The organism is Agromyces sp. C10 (assembly GCF_023217995.1).
Classification (GTDB): domain Bacteria; phylum Actinomycetota; class Actinomycetes; order Actinomycetales; family Microbacteriaceae; genus Agromyces; species Agromyces indicus.
Genome location: NZ_JALPSX010000003.1, coordinates 125,139 through 145,341, shown reverse-complemented (window position 1 = coordinate 145,341; position 20,203 = coordinate 125,139). Strand labels below are relative to the sequence as shown.

The 20,203-nt window shown below is 73.2% G+C and carries 18 protein-coding genes; 9 read left to right on the top strand and 9 right to left on the bottom strand.

Annotated elements, in window-relative coordinates; all coding sequences use genetic code 11:
- Positions 1-152: 152 nt before the first annotated feature.
- Positions 153-1,121, bottom strand: a complete 969-nt coding sequence (gene galE / locus M1L56_RS04460; RefSeq protein WP_248598333.1) for a UDP-glucose 4-epimerase GalE — start codon at positions 1,119-1,121, stop codon at positions 153-155.
- Between the two features lie 54 nt (positions 1,122-1,175).
- Positions 1,176-1,325 (bottom strand): hypothetical protein, encoded by a 150-nt coding sequence (locus tag M1L56_RS04455; RefSeq protein ID WP_157356855.1) that lies wholly within the window; start codon positions 1,323-1,325, stop codon positions 1,176-1,178.
- Positions 1,326-1,425: 100 nt separating this feature from the next.
- Here M1L56_RS04455 and M1L56_RS04450 point away from each other — a divergent pair, with 100 nt between their 5' ends.
- Positions 1,426-2,382 carry a GlxA family transcriptional regulator gene (locus tag M1L56_RS04450; RefSeq protein ID WP_248598332.1) on the top strand — a complete coding sequence of 319 codons (957 nt, stop codon included), beginning with the start codon at positions 1,426-1,428 and terminating at the stop codon, positions 2,380-2,382.
- A 106-nt stretch (positions 2,383-2,488) separates the two neighbouring features.
- Positions 2,489-2,794 carry a hypothetical protein gene (locus M1L56_RS04445; protein WP_248598331.1) on the top strand — a complete coding sequence of 102 codons (306 nt, stop codon included), beginning with the start codon at positions 2,489-2,491 and terminating at the stop codon, positions 2,792-2,794.
- 15 nt (positions 2,795-2,809) lie between these two features.
- On the opposite strand, the gene M1L56_RS04440 is transcribed toward M1L56_RS04445, so the two are convergent.
- Entirely contained in the window at positions 2,810-3,466 is a 657-nt protein-coding gene (locus M1L56_RS04440) for a response regulator transcription factor (protein ID WP_248598330.1), read from the bottom strand.
- Positions 3,463-4,959, bottom strand: a complete 1,497-nt coding sequence (locus M1L56_RS04435) for a cell wall metabolism sensor histidine kinase WalK (RefSeq protein ID WP_248598329.1) — start codon at positions 4,957-4,959, stop codon at positions 3,463-3,465. Before M1L56_RS04435 ends, M1L56_RS04440 begins: the two co-directional genes overlap by 4 nt.
- 114 nt (positions 4,960-5,073) lie before the next feature.
- Here M1L56_RS04435 and M1L56_RS04430 point away from each other — a divergent pair, with 114 nt between their 5' ends.
- Both M1L56_RS04430 and M1L56_RS04425 read left to right on the top strand, forming a co-directional pair.
- Positions 5,074-6,294 carry a phosphotransferase family protein gene (locus tag M1L56_RS04430; RefSeq protein WP_248598328.1) on the top strand — a complete coding sequence of 407 codons (1,221 nt, stop codon included), beginning with the start codon at positions 5,074-5,076 and terminating at the stop codon, positions 6,292-6,294.
- A 40-nt stretch (positions 6,295-6,334) separates the two neighbouring features.
- Entirely contained in the window at positions 6,335-6,703 is a 369-nt protein-coding gene (locus tag M1L56_RS04425; protein WP_248598327.1) for a hypothetical protein, read from the top strand.
- Positions 6,704-6,797: 94 nt separating this feature from the next.
- On the opposite strand, the gene M1L56_RS04420 is transcribed toward M1L56_RS04425, so the two are convergent.
- A complete protein-coding gene (locus M1L56_RS04420) occupies positions 6,798-7,769 on the bottom strand; it encodes an acyltransferase family protein (protein WP_248598326.1) in 972 nt (323 codons plus the stop codon).
- An 85-nt stretch (positions 7,770-7,854) separates the two neighbouring features.
- On the bottom strand, positions 7,855-9,102 hold the full coding sequence (gene manA, locus M1L56_RS04415) for a mannose-6-phosphate isomerase, class I (protein ID WP_248598325.1): 1,248 nt from the start codon (positions 9,100-9,102) through the stop codon (positions 7,855-7,857).
- A 104-nt stretch (positions 9,103-9,206) separates the two neighbouring features.
- Between manA and M1L56_RS04410 the strand changes: the two genes are divergently transcribed.
- On the top strand, positions 9,207-10,385 hold the full coding sequence (locus tag M1L56_RS04410) for an acyl-CoA dehydrogenase family protein (RefSeq protein ID WP_248598324.1): 1,179 nt from the start codon (positions 9,207-9,209) through the stop codon (positions 10,383-10,385).
- A gap of 75 nt (positions 10,386-10,460) precedes the next feature.
- On the opposite strand, the gene M1L56_RS04405 is transcribed toward M1L56_RS04410, so the two are convergent.
- Complete coding sequence (locus tag M1L56_RS04405) at positions 10,461-11,762, bottom strand: UDP-glucose/GDP-mannose dehydrogenase family protein (RefSeq protein WP_248598323.1); 1,302 nt, start codon at positions 11,760-11,762, stop codon at positions 10,461-10,463.
- Positions 11,763-11,848: 86 nt separating this feature from the next.
- Between M1L56_RS04405 and M1L56_RS04400 the strand changes: the two genes are divergently transcribed.
- From M1L56_RS04400 to M1L56_RS04385, 4 genes are all read left to right on the top strand, one after another.
- Positions 11,849-13,213, top strand: a complete 1,365-nt coding sequence (locus M1L56_RS04400) for an O-antigen ligase (protein ID WP_248598322.1) — start codon at positions 11,849-11,851, stop codon at positions 13,211-13,213.
- Positions 13,210-14,484: an O-antigen ligase family protein gene (locus M1L56_RS04395; protein ID WP_248598321.1), complete on the top strand. Its 1,275-nt coding sequence runs from the start codon at positions 13,210-13,212 to the stop codon at positions 14,482-14,484. Before M1L56_RS04400 ends, M1L56_RS04395 begins: the two co-directional genes overlap by 4 nt.
- 70 nt (positions 14,485-14,554) lie before the next feature.
- The gene (locus tag M1L56_RS04390; RefSeq protein WP_248598320.1) at positions 14,555-15,784 is read left to right on the top strand and encodes a lipopolysaccharide biosynthesis protein; all 1,230 of its coding nucleotides are present in this window, start codon (positions 14,555-14,557) and stop codon (positions 15,782-15,784) included.
- A 45-nt stretch (positions 15,785-15,829) separates the two neighbouring features.
- The gene (locus tag M1L56_RS04385) at positions 15,830-17,749 is read left to right on the top strand and encodes a glycosyltransferase (protein WP_248598319.1); all 1,920 of its coding nucleotides are present in this window, start codon (positions 15,830-15,832) and stop codon (positions 17,747-17,749) included.
- A 57-nt stretch (positions 17,750-17,806) separates the two neighbouring features.
- On the opposite strand, the gene M1L56_RS04380 is transcribed toward M1L56_RS04385, so the two are convergent.
- Positions 17,807-18,985, bottom strand: a complete 1,179-nt coding sequence (locus tag M1L56_RS04380; RefSeq protein ID WP_248598318.1) for a hypothetical protein — start codon at positions 18,983-18,985, stop codon at positions 17,807-17,809.
- A gap of 7 nt (positions 18,986-18,992) precedes the next feature.
- Positions 18,993-20,195 carry a glycosyltransferase gene (locus M1L56_RS04375; protein ID WP_248598317.1) on the bottom strand — a complete coding sequence of 401 codons (1,203 nt, stop codon included), beginning with the start codon at positions 20,193-20,195 and terminating at the stop codon, positions 18,993-18,995.
- Between the last annotated feature and the right edge of the window lie 8 nt (positions 20,196-20,203).

The window sequence follows — 20,203 nt, the reverse complement described above, 5'->3', positions numbered from 1 at the left end:
AGTTGTACCGACATCCCGTAAGGGCGTGTCACGACAATTACATCGGTGTAATTCGGTGGAAGTCAAGTCGCGAATCGCAACCCTCAATAGCGCGTCGAGGCTTGTCGCGGTCGGCGACACGCGGACGACGTGTCCGGTTCGTGATGCAGCGGTCAGTCGACGGTTGCCGCGCGCCGGGCCGACCACGCGCTCTCGACCATCTCGGCGAGGCTGTGGCGCATGCGCCAGTCGAGGTCGCGGGCCGCGAGCTCGCCGGAGGCGACGATGCGCGCGGGGTCGCCCTCCCGCCGGGGCCCGACCTCCGGCTCGAAGTCGATGCCGGTCACCTTCGCGACCTCGCGCATGATCTCGCCGACGGAGACGCCGTCGCCCGAGCCGAGGTTGTACACCGGCTCGAGGGGCTCGCCGGCGTCCAGCCGGCGGGCCGCCGCGACGTGCGCATCGGCGAGGTCGGCCACGTGGATGTAGTCGCGCACGCACGTGCCATCCGGGGTCGGGTAGTCACCGCCGTTGATGCGCGGGGTACGACCTTCGAGGAGGGCGTCGAAGACGAGCGGGAACAGGTTGTGCGGGCTGGGATCGAACACCTCGTCGGTGCCGGAGCCGACCACGTTGAAGTAGCGCAGCGACGTGTGGCGGAGGCCCGCCGCGCGCCCCTGGTCGGCGAGCAGCCATTCGCCGATGAGCTTGGACTCGCCGTACGGGGACTCGGGATGCTTGGGCGTCGCCTCGGTGACGAGGTCGACGTCGGGCGTGCCGTAGACGGCGGCGCTCGAGGAGAAGACGATGCGGTCCACGCCGCTCGCCTCCATCGCGCCGAGCAGGGTGGCGGTGCCGGTCACGTTCTGCTGGTAGGTGTGCAGCGGGCGCTGCACCGAGACGCCGGCGTACTTGAACCCGGCGAGGTGGACGACGCCGCGGACGCCGTGGCGGCGCATCGCGTCCTCGAGGAGCGCGCCGTCGAGGATGGTCCCCTGGACGAACGGCGCTCCGTCGGGGAGGAAGCCCTTCCGGCCCGAGGAGAGGTCGTCCACCACGACCGTGTCGATGCCCTGCGCCTGGAACGCGCGCATGACATGCGCCCCGATGTAGCCCGCGCCTCCGGTGACCAGCCAGCTCATGTCCGCCTTCCGTCGCCGGTGCCTCCGGCGTCGTGACGATGCTAGCGGGGCTGCTCAGGCGTTGCGCGGCGGGAGGTTCTCGGCGTGACGCACGCGATCGCGGATCTCCGGACGGCCGTAGCCGTCGGTCTCGAGGCGCGTGAGCGTCGCCACGACACCCCACACGGCGAGGGTCGCCAGCACGAGGAAGAAGATGATGTCCATGGCAGGAATTCTGCTCCTTGCAACATTCTGCCGACAGTGGCAGACTCGCCACTGATCGACACATTCCTGCCAGCATGCTGGCCGCACAGGGAGGCCGTCCGTGCTCCACTCCATCGCCTGCCTCGCCGTCCCGCAGATGGCGCCGTTCGAGTTCGGCGTGATCTGCGAGGTCTTCGGGATCGACCGCTCCGAGCAGGGCGGACCCACGTTCGACTTCCACGTCGTCGCCGCGGAGCCCGGACCCATCCCGACCAAGCTCGGCTTCGACGTCGTGGTGCACGAGGGCCTCGACGCCGCCCGGACCGCCGACCTCGTGGCCGTGCCCGCCTCGCTCATCGACGAGCCGGCCCACCCCGAGGTGCTCGAAGTGATCCGCGACGCCGTCGACCGCGGCGCATGGGTGCTGAGCGTCTGCTCCGGGGCCTTCACGCTCGGCCGCGCCGGCGTGCTCGAGGGGCGGCGCGCCACCACCCACTGGATGTACACCGAGCGCATGGCCGAGATGTTCCCGGAGACCGAGGTCGACCCCGACGTGCTGTTCGTGCAGGACGGCCGCGTCGTCACGGGGGCCGGCACGGCGGCGGGCATCGACGCCGCGCTGCACATCGTGCGCACCGAGCTCGGCGCGAGCGCGGCGAACATCATCGCCCGCCGCATGGTGGTCCCGCCCCAGCGCGACGGCGGCCAGTCCCAGTTCATCCAGACCCCGGTCGCCGAGTGCCGCTCCGACTCGTTCGCCGAGGTGCTCACGTGGATGCTCGAGCACCTCGACGAGGACCTCACCGTCGACCGCCTCGCCCGCAAGGCGCTCATGTCGCCGCGTACCTTCGCCCGCAAGTTCCGTGCCGAGACCGGCACCACGCCGAACGCGTGGCTCAACCGACAGCGCCTGCTCCGTGCGCAGCAGCTCCTCGAGGAGACCGACCTCACCCTCGAGGAGATCGCCCGCGAGACCGGCTTCGGCGCCGCCGCCGTCATGCGGCACCACTTCGTGAAGGTCCTCCAGACCACGCCCACGCGGTACCGCCGCGTGTTCGGACCGCGCCAGGCGGGCTGACGACCGACGGGTGGCGCGGCATCCGTCGTCGGGCCGGCTTCCACGCCGGATGAGAGACCTCTCATGCACGGCGTCGGCTGCCTCGAGCCGGTGGTAGCAATGGAGGGTGGAGCAACGGTCGCGCCTGACACGACGCGCCCTCGTCGTCGCCTCGGCCGTGGTCGCGGTCGCAGGCATCGGTCTCGGGGTCGCCTGGACCTCCGCCGGCACGGCGGAGCGTCCCGGCCAGCGCCTCGACGTCGAACCGGTCGTCGACGGCGATCCCCTGACGACCCCGACGCCGGAGCCGACCGGGTCCCCCGAGCCGTCCGACTCGCCGCGGCCGGTCCCGGCCCCACCTCCGGTCGACATCGACGACGACCCGGACGACGACGACTCCGATGACGACCTCGATGATGACGACGACGACTGAGCCCGAGGGCGCCGTTCAGGCCAGCCGGTAGCCCATGCCCCGCACCGTCTCGATGCGCTCGTGTCCGAGCTTGCCGCGGAGGTACCGCACGTAGACGTCGACGACGTTCGAGCCGGGATCGAAGTCGTAGCCCCACACTCGGCTGAGCAACTGCTCGCGGCTCAGCACCTGTCCCGGATGCCGGAAGAACTCCTCGGCGAGGGCGAACTCCCGCGCGGACAGGTCCACGTCGACGCCGGCGACGCGCACGCGCCGCGTCCGCACGTCGAGCGTCATCCCGGCGTGCGTGAGTTCGGCGGCTCCCTCCGCCGGGCGCTCGGCCATGCGGAGCCGGATGCGGGCCAGCAGCTCGTCGAACCGGAAGGGCTTCGGCACGTAGTCGTTGGCTCCACCCTCGAGCCCGGCGACCGTGTCCGCGCCGGAGGTCCGCGCCGTCAGCATGACCACCGGGAGGGACGAGCCCGAACCGCGGAGCCGGGCGAGCACCTCGAACCCGTCGATCCCGGGCAACCCCACATCGAGCACCATCAGGTCGAAGTCGCCGGAGAGTGCGCGTTCCAGCGCCTCGTCACCGCTCGCGGCGCGTTGCACGGCGAATCCTGCCGCGCGCAGCCCCTTCGCGACGAAGGCCGCGATGCGGTCCTCATCCTCGGCGATCAGGATGGCGCTCATCGCGACCTGCCCTTCGAGGCCTCCGCGATCATCGAGGTGGGGATCGGCAGCGTGCGCACGTCATCGCCCGCAGCGGGCGTGCGGCCGGGCAGCACCAGGGTGAACGCCGCGCCGAACCCGGGCGTGCTCGCGAGCTCCACCCGACCACCGTGCGCACGTGCGATCGCCTCCACGATCGACAGCCCCAGCCCGGAACCGCGCGCGCCACGCCCCTCGGACGCCCGCCCGAAGCGCTCGAACACGCGTTCGCGCTGCGACTCGGAGATCCCCGGACCTCGGTCGGACACGGTGAAGCGGAGCTCCGCGGTCGCCGGGTCGACGAGCGATCCGATGGTGAACGCTCCACCGCCGTGCGTCACCGCGTTCTGCGCCAGCTGCAGGACGGCCTGGGTGACCCGCGCCGGGTCGAGCACCGCGCGCACGTCGGCGACCGGTCCGTCACCCACCTCGGCGCCCGCGATGGCTCGGGCCTTGGCGACGATCGCCCGGGTCAGGTCGCCCACGTCGGTGTCGACCGGTTCGAGGGCCGCTGGGGCCCCGAGTCGCGTCATCTCGGTCAGGTCGCCGACGAGGACGGACATCCGGTCGAGCTCGTCGATCGCGAGCTCCCGCGCCTCACGCACCTCGACCGGGTCCGTCGGGTCGAGCAGCTCCAGGTGTCCCCGGACGATGGTGATCGGCGTCTTGAGCTCGTGCCCGACGTCGTCCAGCAGTCGCCGTTGGCTCTCCAGCGCCCCCTCGAGGCGATCGAGCATGTCGTTCACGGTCACGGTGAGCTCGGACACGTCGTCTCGCCCCCGTACCGGGATCCGCTCCCCCGACGCCGTCGCGGTGATCCGCGCGGCCGTCTCGCGCAGCTCGCGCAACGGTCGGAGGAGGCGGCCCGCGACGACCCATGCGACCACGCCGAGGACCGCGAGCATCACGATCGCGGCCACCGTGAAGACCCGCGCGGCACCGTCGATCTCGGAGAGCTCCGCGCGCAGGTCGTACGCGTTCACGAAGATCCCCTCCGACGCGTCGCCGGCCAGGCGGACCGGGGTGGCGATGTAGCGCAGGGCGCTGCCGTCCTCGGCGACGTACGTGCCCGACACCACGCGGTCCCCCGCGGTCTCGTCCACCACCCGATCGACGAGCGCCGGATGGCGGTCGAGCGGCACGTCGACGGGAATACCGGGCACGAGGGCCGCACGGCCGTCGATGACCCCCATCGAGCCGGCGTTGTCGTCCGGGTTGACCTGCTGGACCACCGCGGCCAGCGCGGGCTCGAGGCCCGTCCACGTGCCGTCGGCGACGACGAATCGCACGCTCTCGACGCTCGCGAGCAGGCGGTCCTCGACGGCATCGAGGACGCGTTGCCGTTCGACCGCGTACGCCGCGAACCCCGAGACGAAGATCCCGACGGCGGCGACCGCGACCACGACGCCCACGATCCGTCCGCGCACGGTCAGCGTGCGCGGCCTCGCGGCGTCCTCGCTCCGTGTGCCGTCCATCCCAGCCATCATCCCAGCGGGGTGGCCGTTGCGGACCAGGTGATCGCCCGATCATGAGAGACCTCTCATCGGGGCCTCACCGGCGGCACGCGTGCGCGCGGTGTGATCGGCTCCATGAGGAGGGAGCCCCGGGTCCTGCCCGCGTCGCGCGCCGAGTCCATCGCGGCCGACGCGCTGTTCGAGGCGGGCGTGCGGGTGGCGGGTGTCAGGACCGTCTCGATCGAGCCGCGCCTGAGCGCCGCCGTCACGGCCGTCGCCGCGACGGTCGACGAGGAGACCGGTGCCGGGGCGTCGCGGGTCGTGTACGTCGACGAATCGTCCGATCCCGCCGCCGTCTGGGTGCATCCCGACGACCCGCACCTGCCGGCGCTGGCCGCGGCGGCGTTCCCGCACGCGCTCGCGGTCCTCCTCGCGCGCATGGGGCTGCCCGCCGCCGTCGAGTCCGTCGAGATCGCGGCCTATCGCCCGACGCGGCGGGCGGTGATCCGGGCACGGGTCGGCGCCGGGACCGTCTACGTCAAGGTCGTCCGTCCGGATCGGGTCGCGTCCATCGCACGACGGCACCGCGACTTCGCCGAGGCTGGGCTGCCGGTGCCGGCGATGCACGGCTGGTCGCCGTCCGGTCTCCTCGTGCTCGCCCCCGCCGACGGCACGCCGCTGGAGGCGGTCGTCGCGGGCGTCGATCCCGACGCGATCGTCCGCGAGGTCGACCGCCTCCGCGCGCGGATCGCCACGGTCGCCGGGACTCCGCCGCCCGGGCGGCCGTCCGTCGCCGCGCGCGCGGACTGGTACGCGAGCCGACTCGCCCGCCGGGTGCCGGCGCTCGCGGGCGATCTCGGACGGTTGGCGGACGTCGCCCGGCGTGCGCACGCCCGGCGGGGACCGGAGGTCACCGCGCACGGCGACCTGCACGTCGGCCAGCTCTTCGTGGCCGACGATGCGCGCACGCTCACGGGTCTCATCGACGTCGACACCGCCGCGACGACCGACCCCGGCGTCGACGGCGGAGCCTTCCTCGCGCACGCCCAGGCGAGCGCCGTACTCGCCGACCACGCCGGCGAGGCAGCCCGTGCGGACGCGTTCCGCGCCCTCGCCGCGGCTGCCGAGGCGTCGTGGGTGACGCCAGCGGATCGCACCGATCGCGAACACGCCATCGCCCACCTGCTCGCGCAGGCGATGCAGGCCGCCTGTGCGCGGAACGACGTCGAGGCGGCGACCACGCTCATCGCCGGCGCGCGACGGCTGGCCCCGGACGGCGGCATTGTCGGGAGCGGGGACCATGAGGGTGCTCTCACGAACCCCTCCCCCGTCCCTCATCCGGTCACGCGAGCCTGATTCCACGACGGACACCATCCACACTCGAAGGAGAAGGACCATGCAGAAGAGCACGCGTTGGATCGTGATCGGTGCCTCGGGCACGCTCGGACTCGGCCTGGTCGCCGGCGGCGCCATGACGGCGGCGAACGCGTTCGAGCTCCGCGACGTGCGCGGCACGGTGCAGCTCGACCAGGCGGGAGCCGTGGCCGAACGTTCGAACGGTGCCGCGACGTCGGCGCCGGCGACGCCCGCGACCGATACCGCGGTCACGGCGTCGGCGTCGGCGTCGTCTCCCGCCGATGCGCCGCAGGCCGTGTCCCCCGCGACACCGGCGTCCCCCGCGACCCCGCCGTCGCCGGCGACGCCTCCGAGCCCGGCGACGCCCGCGAGCGCCGCATCCGCGGCCTCGGCACCGTCGGCCGGCTGACCCCGCCCGCCGGGGCCCGGTTGCCGCGGGCCCCGGCAGTCCGCGTGGGCTCAGCGGCGTGCCGCCGCGGCGCGGCGCGGCCGATCGGCACCCCTCAGAGCAGGATCCGCCCGGCCCGGGAGCGCGCGAGGAGCAGGCCGACGAGGATCGGCACCGCGAGCGCCGTCGCGAAGACGAGGAGCGACGGGGCACCGACGAGCCGGCCCACCGTGATGACGAGCGCGTGCCCGAGGATCACCGGCATCGCGACGCCGGCGACGGTGGTCGCGGCGCGCCCGAGCCACTCCGGGACGCGGTGAGCCAGCGACTCGGCGACGAGGATGAGCCCGCACGAGATCGCCGCGGCGACGAGCACGCCCGCGACCGGCGTGCCGACGTCGGCGGCCTTGAGGTCGACCGGGGCGACGAGCCCCGAGCCGGCGAGCGCGAGGCCGCCCACGACGAGGACGACGCCCAGCTCGAGCGGCGCGCGGACGCGGTGGCGCACCCGCCGCAGCCACTCGCCGACCGCGAGGAAGACCAGGGCCATGAGCCCGACGCCCACCGACCAGGGCAAGCCGGCGACCAGCTCGGGCCGCACGGTGGCGATCGCCACGGCGGCGACCCCGACCACGGCCGGCAGCCACGGTCGGACGGCGGAGAGCGCCCGCATCGCCACGACGGCGGCGAACAGCGCCGTCACGAACCAGAAGGCCGCGTACTGTCCCCCGATGGCGGATCCGCCCATGAGGAGCGCGACGGGGTCGGGCATCGAGGTCGCCCCGGCGAGCGAGGTGATCGCCGCCCAGGCGGCCGTGACGATGAGCAACCAGAGCGCGTACGGCACGAGCAGTGACCGCGTACGGCGGTGCACCTCGTCGCCGAGCGGCCGGGACCGGCGCCAGAGGTACCCGCTGATGACGAAGAAGACGGGCACGTGCCAGCTGTACAGGAGCGGACGCAGGAGCCCCTCGGCGGAGACATGGCCGAGGACGACCGCGACGAGCCCGACGAGCCTGACGAGATCGAGCGCGACGGACCGCACGCGCGGCGGCGCGGCGAGACGGGCGAACTCGATCGTGGGCATCGCGCGGTATTGTACGCACGCCCCGGCTGGGCGATCCATCCGTTTCCACATCGGCCGGGCGCCGGCGAGGCGCCCGCCGCCCGGCTCAGTCGGCGGTCGGCTGTCCCGTCGTCGCGACCCACGCCACGGCCTCGGGGGCGACCGTCAGCACGCCCTCGTCGGGCGAGCCGAACACCGCCTCGCCCCGCGGCACGCGCGTCGCACCCGATGCGGCGGACACCTCGACGTCGCCGCCCTCGGCGAGCACGATCGCCGGCCCGGCGAGCGCGAGCCGCGCCGGAGTCGCCGCCGGCTCCACGCGGTACAGCGTGAAGTCGGGCACGGGCGGACGGTACTCGACGACGCCCGGCGCGACCTCGAGCGGCTGCAGTCGAGGCGGCTCGATCGCGCGGAAGTCGAGCACGTCGAGCAGCTCGGGGATGTCGATGTGCTTGGGCGTGAGGCCGCCGCGGAGCACGTTGTCGCTCGCGGCCATGAGCTCGACCGCGAGTCCCGAGAGGTAGGCGTGGATGTTGCCGGCCGCGAGGAAGAGGGCCTCCCCCCGTCGCAGCGTCACGCGGTTGAGCAGCAGGGAGATGACGATGCCGGGATCGCCGGGGTACTCGTCCGCGAGATCGGAGACCGTGCGGAAGGAGGCCGCGTACGGCGACGACAGCGCCGCGTCCGAGGCCGCGAGCGCGGTCACGCGCTCGACCACCCAGGCGGCTTCGCCGGTGTCGCCGCCGCGGCCGTCCTGCAGCAGCCAGCCCACGGTCTCGCGCAGCGGATCGTCGGTGGCCAGTCGCGCATCGAGGAGGTCGAGCGCACCGGGCTGCGGTTCCTCGCTCGCGGCATCCGCGGCGCGCAGCACCTCCATGACGCCGCGCACCTCGTCGAGCGGCCGGAAGCCGGACAGCGCCTCGAAGGCGTCGCTCACCGCGACGATGAGTTCGGGCTTGTGGAACGGATCGCGGTAGTTGCGGTCGAACGCGTCGATCGGGACGCCCTCCGCCTCCTCCTCGGCGAATCCGGCGCGTGCGCGCTCCGGCGTCGGGTGCGCCTGCAGCGAGAGCGGCCGCGCGGCGGCGAGCACCTTCAGCAGGAACGGCAGGCGCGCACCCTCGCGGGCGAGCGCCGGGCCGAGGGCGGCGGTCGGGTTCGCCGCGATGAGTTCCGCGAGGTCGGCGGCGCCGACGGATGCCGCATCGACGACCTCGGCGGGCGAGCCCGCGTGCGCGCCGAGCCACAGCTCCGCCTCCGGGCCGCCGCTCGGCTCGGTCCCCCGGAACTCCGCGATCGCCGTGTGGGAACCCCACGCATAGTCTCGGGGCGTGTTGCGGATGGCGACAAACATGCGTGAGGGAGTCCTTTCGGGTTTGGCAGCAGGCTACCAACGGCTGACGGTGCGCCCGGGGACGTGCCTAGGCTCGTGCCATCCGACGACGTATTGGAGCCGACATGCCCTTCGAGCCGCTCGCGAGCGACTTCTACTCGTACGAATCCCAGCTCACCGAGCGTGAGCAGGAGGCGCTCGCCGCGCTCCGCGACTGGCTCGAGCGCGACGTGAAGCCCATCGTGAACGGCTACTGGGAGCGGGCCGAGTTCCCCATGCAGGTCGTGAAGCCGCTCGCCGATCTGGGCACGCTCTCGTACGCCTGGGAGGAGACGCGGCCGTTCGAGAACTCGGCCGTCTTCCGCGGGTTCGTCGCGCTCGAGCTCGCGCGGGTCGACCCGTCCGTGAGCACCTTCGTGGGCGTGCAGAACGGTCTCGCGACCGGGTCGATCGCCGTGGCCGGCTCCCCGGAGCAGCGCCGGGACTGGATCCCGAAGCTCGCCTCGGGCGAGGTGCTCGGCGCCTTCGGCCTGACCGAGCCGCTCTCCGGCTCCGACTCGGCTCGCGGCCTGCGCACCACCGCCCGCCGCGAGGGCGACGAGTGGGTGCTGAACGGGCAGAAGCGCTGGATCGGCAACGCCACGTTCTCCGACATCACGATCATCTGGGCCAAGGACGAGGCCGACGGCCAGGTCAAGGGCTTCATCGTGCCCACGTCGACCCCCGGGTACGAGGCCACGAAGATCGAGGGCAAGGTGAGCCTGCGCATGGTGCAGAACGCCGACATCACCCTCACCGACGTGCGCGTGCCCGAGTCGCTGCGCCTGCAGAACGCGAACTCGTTCCGCGACACCGCCGCGGTGCTCCGACAGACCCGCGCCGAGGTCGCCTGGGCCGCGGTCGGCACCGCCGTCGGGGCGTACGAGGCGGCCGTGCGGTACGCCAAGGAGCGCGTGCAGTTCGGCAAGCCCATCGGCGCGCACCAGCTGGTGCAGGACCTGCTCGTGAAGTGCCTCGGCAACATCACCGCGTCGCTCGGCATGGTCGTCCGCGTCTCCGAGATGCTCGATCGCGGCGAGCAGCGCGACGAGCACTCGGCGCTGGCCAAGGCGTACACGACCGAGCGCATGCGCGAGACCGTCGCGTGGGCGCGCGAGGCGTGCGGCGGCAACGGCATCGTGCTCGACTACGACGTGGCGCGGTTCTTCGCCGACGCCGAGGCGCTGTACTCCTACGAGGGCACGCGCGAGATGAACACGCTCATCGTCGGCCGATCGATCACGGGCGAGGCCGCGTTCGTCTGAGCCGGGCCTGCGCATCGGGCGTGATGGTGCGAACGGATGCCGCGGGGCGCGCGTCGCCGCCGCGGCATCCGTCGTCTACGACCGCCCCAGCCCGCGGTACGCGAACCCGGCCGCGCGCCACGCGGCGGGGTCGAGCACGTTGCGTGCGTCGATGATGCGCGGCTCGGCCATGAGCGCGGTCACCGCGGCGGGCTCGAGGTCGCGGTACTCGCGCCACTCGGTCACGAGCACGGCGAGGTCGGCGTCGCGCAGCGCCGCCTCCGCGGTCTCGACGTAGTCCAGCTGCGGATGCCGCAGGCGGGCGTTGGCGATGCCGTGCGGGTCGGTCGCACGCACGAGCGCCCCCAGGCCGTGCAGCCGGGCGGCGACGTCGAGGGCGGGCGAGTCGCGCGTGTCGTCGGAGTCGGGCTTGAACGTCAGGCCGAGCACCGCGATGCGGCGCTCGTACACGGAGTCGCCCAGCATCTCGACCGCGAGCTCGACCGCCCGCTCGCGCCGGCGGAGGTTGATCGCGTCGACCTGGCGCAGGAACGCGACCGATTCGGCCCGGCCCAGCTCCTCGGCACGTGCGGTGAACGCGCGGATGTCCTTCGGCAGGCAGCCGCCGCCGAACCCGATGCCGGCGTTGAGGAACCGGCGGCCGATGCGCGCGTCGTGGCCCATGGCATCGGCGAGGGTCGTGACATCCGCGCCGGTCGCCTCGGCGATCTCGCCCATCGCGTTGATGAAGCTGATCTTGGTCGCGAGGAACGCGTTGGCGGCGGTCTTCACGAGCTCGGCGGTGGCGAAGTCGGTGACGATGCGCGGCGTGCCGCGTTCGAGGACGGCGGCGTACACGCGATCGAGCAGTTCGGTCGAGCGCGGGTCGTCGACGCCGTACACGAGCCGGTCGGGGGTCAGCGTGTCGGCGACGGCGAAGCCCTCGCGGAGGAACTCCGGGTTCCAGGCCACGAGCGCCTCCGATCCGGCCTGCCGGAGCCGCCCGACGAGGTCGGCGGCCGTGCCGACCGGCACCGTGCTCTTGCCCACGATGAGCGAGCCGGCGGATGCCACGGCCGCGAGCGCGTCGAACGCCCCGTTCACGAAGCGCAGGTCGGCGCCGTCGGCGCCGGGCAGCTGCGGGGTCCCCACCGCGACGAAGTGCACCTCGGCACCCGCCGCCTCGGCGAGGTCGGTGGTGAACCGCAGCCGCCCGGAATCGATGCCCGCGCGGAGCAGCTCGTCCAGGCCGGGTTCGAAGAACGGCGCGGTCCCCGCGGTCAGCTTCGCGATCTTCGCCGCGTCGGTGTCGACGCCGACGACCCGGTGCCCGAGCTCGGCCATCGCCGCGGCGTGCACGGCGCCGAGGTACCCGCAGCCGACGACCGAGATCTCCACGCGCGCTCCTCCCGACGGACCAAGCCCATTCTGGCCCACGGTGCGGGCCCGCGGTCGCGGCCGCGCACCGCGATAGCCTTGTGCGCATGACCAGCGGACGACGCCACGCGCTCGAGGGCGCGTTCGCGACGTTCGCGTTGTTCACCGCGTTCTCGGGCCAGTTCTGGCGCAACCTGCTCGGTTGGTGGGGGTTCGGCGTCATCGCGCTGCTCGTCGTCGTCGGCGCGGCTTGGCTCTGGTGGTCGCGACGTCCGCAACTGTCCTGGCGGCGGGTGCCCAAGTCCACCCTCGCGTTCCTGATCATCGCCGCGGCATCCGTGGCCTGGTCGAACTACCCCGGCACGACCGCCGTCGCCGTCGCCCTCACGCTCGCGACGACGTTCGTCGCCCTCTCGCTCGCACTGTCGCTCGGATGGCACGGGTTCCTGCGGGCGCTCGGCGGGGCGCTGAAGTGGCTGCTCGGCCTGTCGCTCCTGTTCGAGCTGTGGGTGGCCGTGTTCGTGCGCGAGCCGCTGCTGCCCAACTTCCCCGACTTCGACCCGGATGCCGAGTCCATCCCGATGGCCTTCTACTGGTCGCGCGCGCTGCTGTTCGAGGGCGGCCCCATCGAGGGCGTCATCGCCAGCCGCAACCTGCTCGCGATGGCCGCCCTGCTCGCGCTCATCCTGTTCGGCGCGCTGCTGGCCAGCGGCGGCATGCGCCGCGCCCAGGGCATCGGCTGGCTCACCGTGGCCGGCCTCGTGTTCGTGCTCACGCGGTCGGCGACCGTCATCCTCGTCGCCGTCATCGTGCTCGTCGCCCTCGGCTTCGCCCTGTGGGCGCGGCGCCTCGGACCCGACCGTCGCCGACGGGTGTACGCGGCCGCGGCCGCGACGCTCGCGGCATCCGTCGCGCTGCTCGCACTGTCCTGGAACGCACTGCTCGAGCTGTTCGGCAAGGGCGAGGACCTGACCGGGCGGCTCGACATCTGGGAGGCCGTCATCGGCCTCGCGACCGAGCGACCGTGGCTCGGCTGGGGCTGGGTGAGCTACTGGGCGCCGTGGGTGGAACCCTACGACGACCTCGCCGTGCGCAAGGGCGTCGAGTACCTCCAGGCGCACAACGCGTGGCTCGACGTGTGGATGCAGCTCGGCGTGCTCGGCCTCATCGCCTTCGCCTCGATCGTCATCGGCGCGCTGTGGCGCTCGTGGTTCCTCGCCGTCGATCCGCCCATGGACGACCGCGGAGCGCGCGTGCCGTACACGGCGGCCTCCCTCATCCCGCTGCTCGCCCTCGTCGCCCTCGTCGGCCAGTCGCTCGCCGAGAGCCGCATCCTCATCGAATCCGGATGGCTGCTGCTCATCGCCATCGCGTGGGGCACCAAGCAGCGCCAGTGGACGCCCGAACCGCTGCCCGCGCTGACCCCCACGCGTTCGCCGCGCCGCTTCGCCCGACCGCGGGTGCGTCCGTGAGGTCGGCGCTGCGGGAGTTCGCCGGCTCGGCGCGCTTCGCCCAGGCGCTCACCCTCATCGCGATCGGGCTCGCGTTCTCCACCCACGCCGTGCGCGCCATGATCGGGTGGCCCGGCCTGCTCGCCGCGCTCACGGCACTGCTCGTGCTGTGCGGGCTCTCGCTCGTGGCGCGGTGGCGCGCCGTCGAGTGGTACGGCATCCTGCCGCTCACCATCCTCGTGTTCGTCGGCTGGGCCGCGGCATCCGTCCTCTGGAGCGAGGCGCCCGGGACCACGCTCGTGCGGGTGGCGTACCTCGTGGCGTTCGCCGTGCTCGGCCTCTACACGGCCCTCATGCGCGACACCATCCAGATCGTCCGCGCCTTCGGCGACGTCTTCCGCGTGCTGCTCGGGGTCTCCCTCGTCCTCGAGGTGCTGTCGGGGATCCTGCTCGACCTGCCGATCGTCTTCCTCGGCATCCAGGGCGACATCGCCTCGCTGGGCCCCATCCAGGGACTCTTCGGCTCGCGCAACCTGCTCGGGTTCGTCGCGCTCATCGCCCTGCTCACCTTCATCATCGAATGGCGGACCAAGTCCGTGCAGCGGCCCCGCGCCATCGCCTCGGTCGTGCTCGCGTCGCTGTGCCTGTTCCTCGCGGGCTCCCCGGTCACGTGGATCGCGCTCGGTGCGTCGCTCCTCGCGCTCGCCGCGCTCTACGGCCTCCGCCGGGTCCCCGCGGCGAGCCGATGGCGCTGGCAGCTCGGCCTGCTCGTCGCCGGGTTGGCTGCGATCGTGACCGCGTGGGTGCTCCGGATCCGGATCATCGAGCTGCTCGACGCGCGCGGCGAGTTCGATGTGCGCCTCGACGTGTGGCGCGAGGTCTCGCGCTACCTGGCCGCGAACCCGCTCCAGGGCTGGGGCTGGATGGGCCGCTGGCCGGACTCGGCGCCGTACGTGTGGATCGAGCGCGCGATCGGACGCGACCTCACCTCGGCGCTCAGCGCCTGGATCGACGCCTACTTCCAGGTCGGCGTGATCGGCATGCTGCTGTTCGCGGCCCTCGTCGGCGTCGCGCTCGTGCGATCGTGGCTGCTCGCCTCGAACCGGCGGAGCGTGGTCTACCTCTGGCCGGCGGTCGTGCTGGTGGCGATCGCGGTGACGAGCTTCGCCGAGAGCTTCGCCCTGCAGGAAGGCGGCTGGATGCTCCTCGTCGTGTGCGCCGTCAAGGCCGCGCGCGACATGAGCTGGCGCGACGCGCTCGCCGCCGCCCGGGGGCCCGAGCCCTCGGCATGATGCGGCAGAATGGGGCGGCGGTTCCAGCGCACGCCGACGGGCGCGCCGCCCGACCGGTGAGGAGGACCGCATGCGCAGGGGCGTGATCGCGCGCGCACTGGGCGGATACGGCCTCTCGGTCGTGCTCAGCGGCATCGTGAGCCTGATGGTGATCCCCGCGGTCATCATCGCGGCCGGCACCGAGTCGTGGGCCACCATCGCCGTCGCGCAGGCCGTCTCCGGGTTCGCGTTCGTGCTCGCCGTCTACGGCTGGGGCGTCGTGGGCCCCACCGAGGTCGCCTCGCGCCCCGTCGAGGAGCGCGGGCGGTACTTCGCCGACTCGGTCCTCAGCCGGATGTGGCTGAGCCTCGTCGTCGTGCCGGTCGCCGTCGTCGTCGCCATCGCCATCACCCCCGCGCAGCCGGTGCTCGCCGCGCTGACGACGATCAGCGGCATCCTCGTCGCGCTCGGGGCCGGGTGGTTCTACGTGGGCGAGCGCAGCCCGCTGCGGTTCCTCCTGCTCGACACCGCCCCGCGGCTGGTGGGCACGCTCGCCGGCGCGGGCGCGGTCATCGCCACGGGCGATGCGATCTGGTTCGCCGCCCTGCAGTTGGCGGGCGTGGTCGTCTCGGCGCTCATCTGCACGGTCGACATCCTCCGGCGGTACGACGGCTGGCGGATGACGCTCTCCCCCGTGCGCGCGGTGCGGAACCTCAGGGGGCAGGGCCACACGGTCGCGATGTCGGCGACGTCGTCGATCTACGTGAACGTCCCGATCGTGCTCGTCGAGCTGTTCGTCCCCGCCGCCACCGCCGTGTACGCCCTGGCCGAGCGGATGGTGCGCCTGGCGCTCTACGCGACGCGCCCGATCGTGCAGGTCGCCCAGGGCTGGGTGCCGCACCCCGACCCCGCCGCCCTCGCGGCGCGCGCCCGTCGCGTCACCGGCATCGCGCTCGCGCTGGGCGTGCTCGGCGGCCTCGCGTACGCCCTCCTGTCGCCGTGGGCCGGCGACATCCTCTCCGGCGGCGCCCTCCGGATCGGCTGGGACCTCGCGATCCCGATGGGCGTGAACCTCGCCGCGATCCTGGCCTCGCAGCTGACGGGCTTCGCGTGCCTCACGGCGCTCGGGATGTCGCGCGTCCTGTCGACGAGCACCATCGCCGGCGCCGTCGTCGGCACCGCGCTGATGATCCCGCTGCTGCTGCTCATCGGCGCGCCGGGCGTGGCCTGGGGCCTCGCCGCGGCGGAGATGGCGGTGCTGGCGGTGCAGCTCTGGAAGCTGGCGCCCAGACTGCGACCGGCGGTGGCGGTAGGCTCGTAGCGGCCGACCGTCGTCGGCCCCACCGACTTCCCCGGAGAGCAACGAGTGACCTCGACCTGGACCGAGCTGCAGCGCGTCGTCTTCCCGCAGGACGGCGACCCCGATGTCCTGCCCCTGTACGTCGACGCCGACGTGTGGGCGCGATTCGGCACCCGCGAGGTGCGCGTGAGCGACCGCGCGCACATCGACGACGTGCTGGGGCGCGACCGCTTCCGCGTGGCGTCCGGCGAGCGCATGTCGTTCGCGGGTTACTTCAACGCCTTCCCGGCCTCGTACTGGCAGCACTGGACCGTGGTCGACCGCGTCCGCCTCCGTGCCACGCTCAGCGGCTCGGGCACGCTGCTCGTGTACCGGTCGACCGCGCAGGGCGTGCCGCAGCGCGTGGCATCCGAGTCGTTCTCGGGCGAGGGCGGCACGGTGCACGTCGACCTGCCCGTGACGACCTTCGGCGACGGCGGCTGGTACTGGTTCGACGTCGTCGCGGGCCGCGGCGATGTGGTGCTGAGCGACGCCGCCTGGGAGACCGACGTGCCCGCCGTCCGCGACGGCCGCGCCTCGATCGGCATCACGACGATGAACAAGCCGGACTACTGCGTCCGCACCCTCGAGGCGCTCGCGAGCGACGCGTCGGTCGGCGAGGTGCTCGACCGGGTCTACGTCGTCGACCAGGGCACGCAGTTGGTGAGCGCGCGCGAGGAGTACCCGGGCATCGCCGAGCGCATGGGCGACCGGCTCGAGGTCATCGAACAGGCCAACCTCGGCGGCTCGGGCGGGTTCGCGCGCTCCATGCTCGAGACCCTCGAGGCCGGCACGAGCGAGTACGTGATCCTCCTCGACGACGACGTCACGATCGAGCCCGAGAGCATCGCACGCTCCGTGCGGTTCGCTCGGTACGCGACGCAGCCGGTGCTGGTCGGGGGCCACATGTTCGACCTCCTCGACCGTCCGGTCATGCACGCGTTCGCCGAGTCGATGGACCTCGGCCCGTTCATGTGGCACGCGCAGCCCCACGACGAGGTGCCGCACGACTTCCGCTTCAGCAATCTGCGCCAGACGCGCTGGATGCACGCGCGCATGGACACCGACTACAACGGGTGGTGGTTCTGCCTCATCCCGACAGCGGCGCTGCGCGAGGCGGGCCTCGCACTGCCGGCCTTCATCAAGTGGGATGACGCGGAATACTGCCTGCGCGCCCGCGCTCACGGGTTCCCGACCGTGACGCTCCCCGGCGCCGCGCTCTGGCACGTCTCGTGGCTCGACAAGGACGACTCCATCGACTGGCAGGCGTACTTCCACGCGCGCAACCGGTTCGTCGCGGCCCTGCTGCACTCGCCGCACGAGGGCGGCGGTCAGCTCGCCGAGGACAGCTGGCGCTGGGACCTGCGCCACCTGCTGTCGATGCAGTACTACCCGGTCACGCTGCGGCACCGGGCGCTGAAGGACATCCTGCGCGGGCCGGACCACATGCAGGCCGAGCTCGGCAGCATCCTCGGCGAGCTCCGCGCCGAGGCGAAGCGGTTCCCCGAGAAGACCGTGCTGAAGACCGAGGAGGAGGTCCCGGCGACGGTCGAGGGCAAGAAGGTGTTCCCGCTCGGTCCCGACGGCAAGCCCGGCAAGGGGCCCCGCGGCATCCCGCTCGTGCTCTTCACGGCGCGGATGGTGGCGCGCCAGTGGTTCACGAAGCCGCAGCCGCGCAACATCGCCGCGCCGCAGGTGGAGCTGGCCAAGCGCGACGCGACCTGGTTCCGCCTGCCCGTGTACGACAGTGCCCTCGTGTCCACGGCCGACGGGACCGGCAAGGTGCGCTACACGCGCGACCCGCGCACGTTCCGCCGGCTGGTCCGGCAGAGCCGGAAGCTGCACCGCGAACTCAAGCGGCGCTGGCCCGAGCTGTCGAAGCAGTACCGGGACGCGCTCCCGCGCATCACGTCCCCCGAGGCGTGGCGCGACACGTTCGAGCGCTGACCGCCCGGCCGGGAGGGGCCGCGGCCGCACCAGCGGTGCGGTCCGGGCGATCCCGGCTCAGTGGTCGAGGAACGCCGTCGCGAGCACCTCGGCCGAGCGCCGCCCGTCGTGGACCTCGCGGACGAAGTCGGGACCGTCGGCGGCGATCGAGCGGTAACTCTCCCGGTCTGCGACGATCCCGCGGATGACTCGGTCGAGGTCCGCGGCGCGGGACTCGACGACGGGCAGCTCCCGACCCGTCGCCCGGCGCACGTGGTCGCGCACCTGATCGGAGACATGGCTCACCACGACCCGACCCGTGGAGAGGGCCTCGCACGTCGCCACGCCGTAGATGCCGAGCGAGAACTGGTCGAGCACGATGTCGGCGCGACCGTACAGCTCCGGCATCCGCTCGGCGACGACGCCCTCGTGACGTTCGTAGGTCACGACGCCCTCGGCATCCAGGGCGCGCATCGTGTCCTCGATCAGGTCGGACCCCTTCAGCCCGGCCCGGCTCGGCACGTGCACGACGAGCGGGCGGTCCCGCTCGAGCACGGGGGCAGCGGGTCGTTCCCGCCAGCGCTCGCCCACCACCACGGGGAGCCAGACGCCTTCGGGGACGTCGAGGAGGAGATCCGGGGTCGACACGAGCACCGTGGACCCGATCCGGTCGAGCAGCGCCCGGTGACGCGTCGCCTGCTCCTCGAGACGATCGGTCTCGGCGTAGCCGCCCTCGACGAACGGCGAGTCGGGCTCGTGGGTGCGATGCCGGCTGGGCAGCCGGATGTCGGAACCGTGGCACAGCATGGCGACCCGGATGCCGGCGCGACGGAGCACGGCGACCTCGCGGGTGACGTCCTCGTCGTAGCGCCGACCGAAGATCGGCCGCTCCGCCTCGATGATCACGTGGGTGAAGCCCCGCTCGACCGCGCGGACCTGGCGTCGCTGCCACGTGCGCGACTTCGCGAACACCGCCGTGGGGACCTCGTAGTCGGTCGGGAACGCGAACTCGCCGGGGTTGCGGTACGAGAGGTTCGTCGCGCCCACACCCGTGATGCGCTCGGCGGCGCGCGCCCACTCGAACCCCTGCCCGGCGAAGTTCGCGGGCGCGATCAGCAGTCGCACGCGGCCCTGCGGGGCGACGATCGGCGCGGGGATGTCGGCGGCGGTGAAGCCGAACAGCTGCGGGCGGAGCCGCATCTGCACGGAGTCCGGGATGAGGGCGACGAGTCGGCGCTGCAGGGTCGAGGGGCTCACCCGTCCATCATGCCGGAGGCGCGGCGGATCGGTCGGCCAGGAACGACGCACCGAGCACCGCAGCCGATCGACGGCCGTCGTGGACGGCGCGCACGAACCGGGGCCCTTCGGCGGCCGCCGCGCGCGCACGCGCGGGGTCGGCGAGCAGGTCGCGCACCACGCGGTCGAGATCCTCCGCGCGCGACTGCACGATGGGCAACGCGCCGCCGACCGCACCGAGCACGTGCTCGCGGACGTCCTCGCGGACGTGGCCGATCACGATGCGGCCGGCGGCGAGCGCCTCGCACGCCGCGACGCCGTAGGAGCCGAGCGAGAACTGGTCGAGGACGATGTCGGCCCGTCGGTAGAGCTCCGGCATGGCGTCGGCCGCGACGCCCTCGTGCCGCTCGTACCGCACGAGCCCCTCGTCGTGCAGACGCCGCATGGCCGGCTCGATCGCGGCGCTGCCCTTGAGGCCGGCGCGACTGGGGATGTGCACGACCAGGGGCCGATCCCCCGCGAGCACGGGGGCCGCATCGCGCGCGAGCCACCCCTCGCCGACGACGACGGGCAGCCAGGTGGCGCCCGGTGCGTCGGCGAGGAGGTCGGGCGTCGAGACGAAGACCGGCGCGCCGACCTGCGCCAGCACGTCGAGGTTGCGCGCCGCCGACCGTTCGAGCTGGTCGGTGCCCTCGTATCGTCCGGGCGCGAAGGGCGAGTCGGGTTCGGTCGCCCGGTGCCGGCTCGGCAGTCGGATGTCGGACCCGTGGGCCACCATGGCGACCTCGACCCCGGCCTCGCGCAGGGCGGCGACCTCGCGGACGACGTCGCCGCGGAACAGGCGCCCGAAGATCGGCAGTTCCGCTTCGACCAGGACGTGCGTGAATCGGCCGGAGACGGTCGCGAACCACGTGCGCTGCCATGCGCGGGAGCGCAGGAACGTGCGCGTGTCGACGGCGTAGTCGCTCGGGAAGCCGAAGCCCGCCGCCCCGCGATAGGTCATGCTGCGGGCACCGACGCCGTCGAGCCGCTCGGCGGCGCGAGCCCACGCCCAGCCCTGGCCCGCGAAGTTGGCCGGCGCGACGAGCAGTCGACGGGCACCGTCGGGCGGGCTCATCGGTGCGGGCGGCGGACGAAGGTCGGGCACGGCCGAGATCGCCCGGTCGAGGCCGCGCACGACCCCGGCGGGCAGCGCGGCCCGCACGCGCGCGGCGAGGGAGGGCGGCGTCATCCGCTCGC